The 3,537-nt window shown below is 68.1% G+C and carries 5 protein-coding genes and 1 pseudogene; 2 read left to right on the top strand and 4 right to left on the bottom strand.

Features of this window, described 5'->3' with window-relative positions:
* From WBV89_RS10055 to WBV89_RS10045, 3 genes are all read right to left on the bottom strand, one after another.
* A partial coding sequence (locus WBV89_RS10055) for a hypothetical protein (protein WP_423981204.1) occupies positions 1-288 on the bottom strand: 288 nt, incomplete at its 3' end.
* Positions 289-381: 93 nt separating this feature from the next.
* Entirely contained in the window at positions 382-1,188 is an 807-nt protein-coding gene (locus WBV89_RS10050) for an MTAP family purine nucleoside phosphorylase (protein ID WP_423981203.1), read from the bottom strand.
* Between the two features lie 4 nt (positions 1,189-1,192).
* Entirely contained in the window at positions 1,193-1,588 is a 396-nt protein-coding gene (locus tag WBV89_RS10045) for an FmdB family zinc ribbon protein (RefSeq protein ID WP_423981202.1), read from the bottom strand.
* A gap of 27 nt (positions 1,589-1,615) precedes the next feature.
* Between WBV89_RS10045 and WBV89_RS10040 the strand changes: the two genes are divergently transcribed.
* Positions 1,616-2,482, top strand: a complete 867-nt coding sequence (locus WBV89_RS10040) for a UTP--glucose-1-phosphate uridylyltransferase (RefSeq protein ID WP_423981201.1) — start codon at positions 1,616-1,618, stop codon at positions 2,480-2,482.
* A gap of 46 nt (positions 2,483-2,528) precedes the next feature.
* Here the strand turns inward: WBV89_RS10040 and WBV89_RS10035 are convergent, their stop codons facing one another.
* Positions 2,529-3,086, bottom strand: a complete 558-nt coding sequence (locus WBV89_RS10035; RefSeq protein WP_423981200.1) for a putative glycolipid-binding domain-containing protein — start codon at positions 3,084-3,086, stop codon at positions 2,529-2,531.
* A gap of 88 nt (positions 3,087-3,174) precedes the next feature.
* Between WBV89_RS10035 and WBV89_RS10030 the strand changes: the two are divergent.
* Positions 3,175-3,537: pseudogene (locus WBV89_RS10030) on the top strand (hypothetical protein); the annotation flags it as partial.

Genomic DNA, 3,537 nt, shown 5'->3' with positions numbered 1-3,537 from the left:
AACATCGTGGGCGACGTCGTCCGGAACGGCGATCGCAGGGAGTTCGCGCCATCGCCACGCCACCGTCTCGCCCGCCGCGGCAGGTGCATCGGCGACGGGCACGCGGACCCGGTCACTCCACGCCGAGCGAGCGGCTTCGGTGGCTTCGAGTCGATCGTGGACCGTGACGGCGGCGACCGCGGCGATCATTGCGACACACAACCATCGCAACCAGGGGCGACGTGCGAGGACGAGGCGTAGTCGGGCGCCGAACCGGGCGGGGGACAACTCGCGGAGGGCGAATGTCATCGGGTCTCTCCTCTGATCAGGTGATCGCGTGAACGTCGGGAGGGAGTCGGCGCGGTCAGCGTAGCGGCGGATCGGAGACGGCCGCTTCGTCGTCTACGGCAGCGCGGGGACGGCGAGTTCGATCAGTTGCTTGACGTTGGCGACATTGCGGTGGACGGCTGCCATCACGGTATCCATCGTCACCGGTTCGACCCCGTCGTCATCGCCGACGTCACGGTCGGTCACGAGCGCGACCGAGGCGTAGGGGAGGCCGGCCTCCGCCGCGAGTGCCGCCTCGGGCGCGCCGGTCATGTTGACCACGTCCCACCCCATCGCCGCGTACCAGTGGGACTCGGCGCGGGTCGAGAACCGGGGGCCGTCGATGACCACCATGGTTCCGCCGTCGTGGACGACCGGGCCGCTCGAGGTGCGGGCAGCACCGAGGAGGACCTCGCGAATCCTCGCGTCGTACGGATCGGCGAACGGCTGGTGGTGGACCGGACCGTCCGATCCCGGCAGACCGTCACCGGAGCCGACATCGTGGAAGGTGCCGGTGCGACCGTGCGTGCGATCGACGAGCTGATCGAGCACGACGAAGTCGCCGACGTCGAGATGCGGTTGGAGGGCTCCGACCGAGCACGGTGCCACGATCGATCGGACGCCGAGCGCGGCGAGCGCCCACACGTTGGACCGAAACGGGACACGGTGGGCGGCGAACTCGTGGGCTCGACCGTGACGGGCCAGAAACGCGACGCGGCGCCCGGCGACGGTACCGAGGCGCACCGGAGCGGCGGTCGGGCCGAACGGCGTCGACACCTCGACGTCCTCGGCATCGGCGACCAGATCGTAGAAACCGGAGCCGCCGAAAACTCCGACCTCGGCACCGAACTGCTCGGCACGCGGATCGGGCGGGACCTGCATCGGGTCAGTCGGAGCCGGACGAGGTCGATGTCTTGGTGTTGGATGACTTCGACGACGCGCCGGATGACCCCGACGAGCCCGAATCCGATCCGGACTTCGACGACTCGGACGATTTCGACGACGACGAATCCGAGGATCCGCTCGACGACTCGGACGACTTCGAACCGTTCGATGACTCGGAACTCGACCCGGGCGGGGTCGTGGACTTCGAGCCGCGATTGTCGGTCTTGAAGAAGCCGGAGCCCTTGAAGGTGACGCCGACGGGCTGGAAGACCTTCTTGACGGGCAGCAGGTCGCCGGAGTCGGGATGGGTGTACTCGGTGAGCGTGTCGTCGGTGAACGCCTGCTGGACCTCGATGGTCTCGCCAGACTCGACGAACTTGTAGACGTAGGTGGGCATCGGAAGTGAAAAGCTATCGTCCGACTGATGCAGGTACGCAGTGCAGTGATTCCGGCCGCCGGACTGGGGACCAGATTCCTGCCCGCGACGAAGGCGGTTCCGAAGGAACTCTTCCCGATCGGCGACCAGCCGGCCATCCAGGTCGTGATCGACGAAGCGCTCGGAGCCGGGATCGATCACGTCGTCATCGTGTCCAGCCGCTCGAAGCCGGCCGTCGCCGAGTACTTCGAACGCGACGACGCGCTGCTCGCAGCACTCGAGGAGAAGGGCAAGATCGAGACCGCAGATCGGCTGCGCGCCATCGGTCGGGACTGGCGCGTGAGCATCGTGTACCAGGACGACCCGAAGGGTCTCGGCCACGCCGTCGGATGCGCCCGGTCGACGGTCGGCGACGAGCCGTTCGCGGTGATGCTCCCCGACGAGATGATGGCAACGGCGGGCCTGCTCGCTCAGATGAACGGCGTCTGTGCCTCGACCGGTGGCAGCGTGGTCGCCGTCGCCGAGGTCCCGCGTCACGCCGTGAGCTCGTATGGCGTGATCGACCCGATCGGCCCGATGTCCGACGACGGAGTCGTCGAGGTGCGCGATCTGGTCGAGAAGCCGGCGATCGACGAGGCGCCGTCCAATTTGATCATCACCGGTCGCTACGTCCTCACCGCCGACGCGTGGGACGAGATCGACGCACTCGAACCCGGCCGCGGCGGCGAGCTGCAACTCACGGACGCGCTGCGGGCCCAGGCTCGGCGGGCTCCCTTCCACGCCGTGTTGGCCGAATCCGGCCGCTACGACACCGGAAATCCGTTGGGCTTCCTCACTGCGTCGATTCAGCTCGGGCTGGTGAACCCGGAGCTCGGCGACGACCTGCGCGCGTTCCTCCGCAATCTCGAGTTGTGAGCCGGTCGACAGACGTACGACGTCGCCCCGCCGGGAACACGTCGCTCTAGACGCGGCGGAACAGGTCCGGCTCGTCGTGGACGAGACCGTACGGATCGACGCGGAACTCGCTCGCGGTTCCGGTCTTCGCGTGAACCTTCCGCCACGCGCCGTCGAGCTGGTGTTCGTAGCGCTGTTCCACGGGGGTCACGCCGAGCGTGTCGACATCGACCACTGCGACGGTCACATCGGCGGCATCGCCCGGATCGAGTTGCAGGCGGCGGATCGGAATCGAGTTCGTGAACGGCGTCGCGTGGAGGTCGATGTCGGTGCATCCGTCGAGGTCGGGTCGGTGGGCCCCGTTCAGCTCGCCCCATCGCCCGGAACCATCGGTTCCCAGCCAGAGGTCGGGTTCGTCGGTGTCGCGGAACAGGAGGAACTGGCGCACGCTCCAGGTGGGGGAGAGCCGGATCACGTAGCTGACTCGTTCCCGGGTCAGCTCGCCGAGCGCGGTCCAGCCCTCGTTCTCCCAGCGCAGGGTGACCGTTTCGTCACCGTCGCCTTCCCAGGTCTGCCACCGGGCCGTGTAGCCATCGGCCGGGAACGCCGTCATCGCCGTCGTCATCACGCCAAGGTTACGGACGCCTCCGTATCCAACCGGGGTCTGACCCCAGTTGATACGGGGTCGGGGATCGGCTGGATACGGTGACGCGATGACGCCGCTGGAGGATGCACAGGAATTCGTGTTGGGGTCGTGCCCGCCCAAACGGGCCGTTGCGCTGGACCGCGAGGCGGCCAACGGGTTGGTGCTGGCCGCTCCGGTCGTGTCGGCCGAGCTCGTCCCGCCGTTCGACAACTCCGCTGTCGACGGGTACGCCGTGCGCTCCGCCGACGTCCGCACGGCCGACACGGATCCGGTCGAACTCGTCGTGGTCGGCGAGATCGCGGCGGGTGCGGCTCCGGACTGCCCGGTCGGTCCCGGCGAGGCGATCCGGATCATGACCGGTGCTCCGATGCCCGACGGTGCCGATTGTGTGGCAATGGTGGAGGATTCCGAACGCCTCGGAGTCGACGAC

The sequence above is a fragment of the Ilumatobacter sp. genome, assembly GCF_049588435.1.
Taxonomy (GTDB): Bacteria; Actinomycetota; Acidimicrobiia; order Acidimicrobiales; family Ilumatobacteraceae; genus Ilumatobacter_A.
Note: the sequence above shows the minus strand (reverse complement) of the source record. Positions and strands in the feature narration are given on the sequence as shown.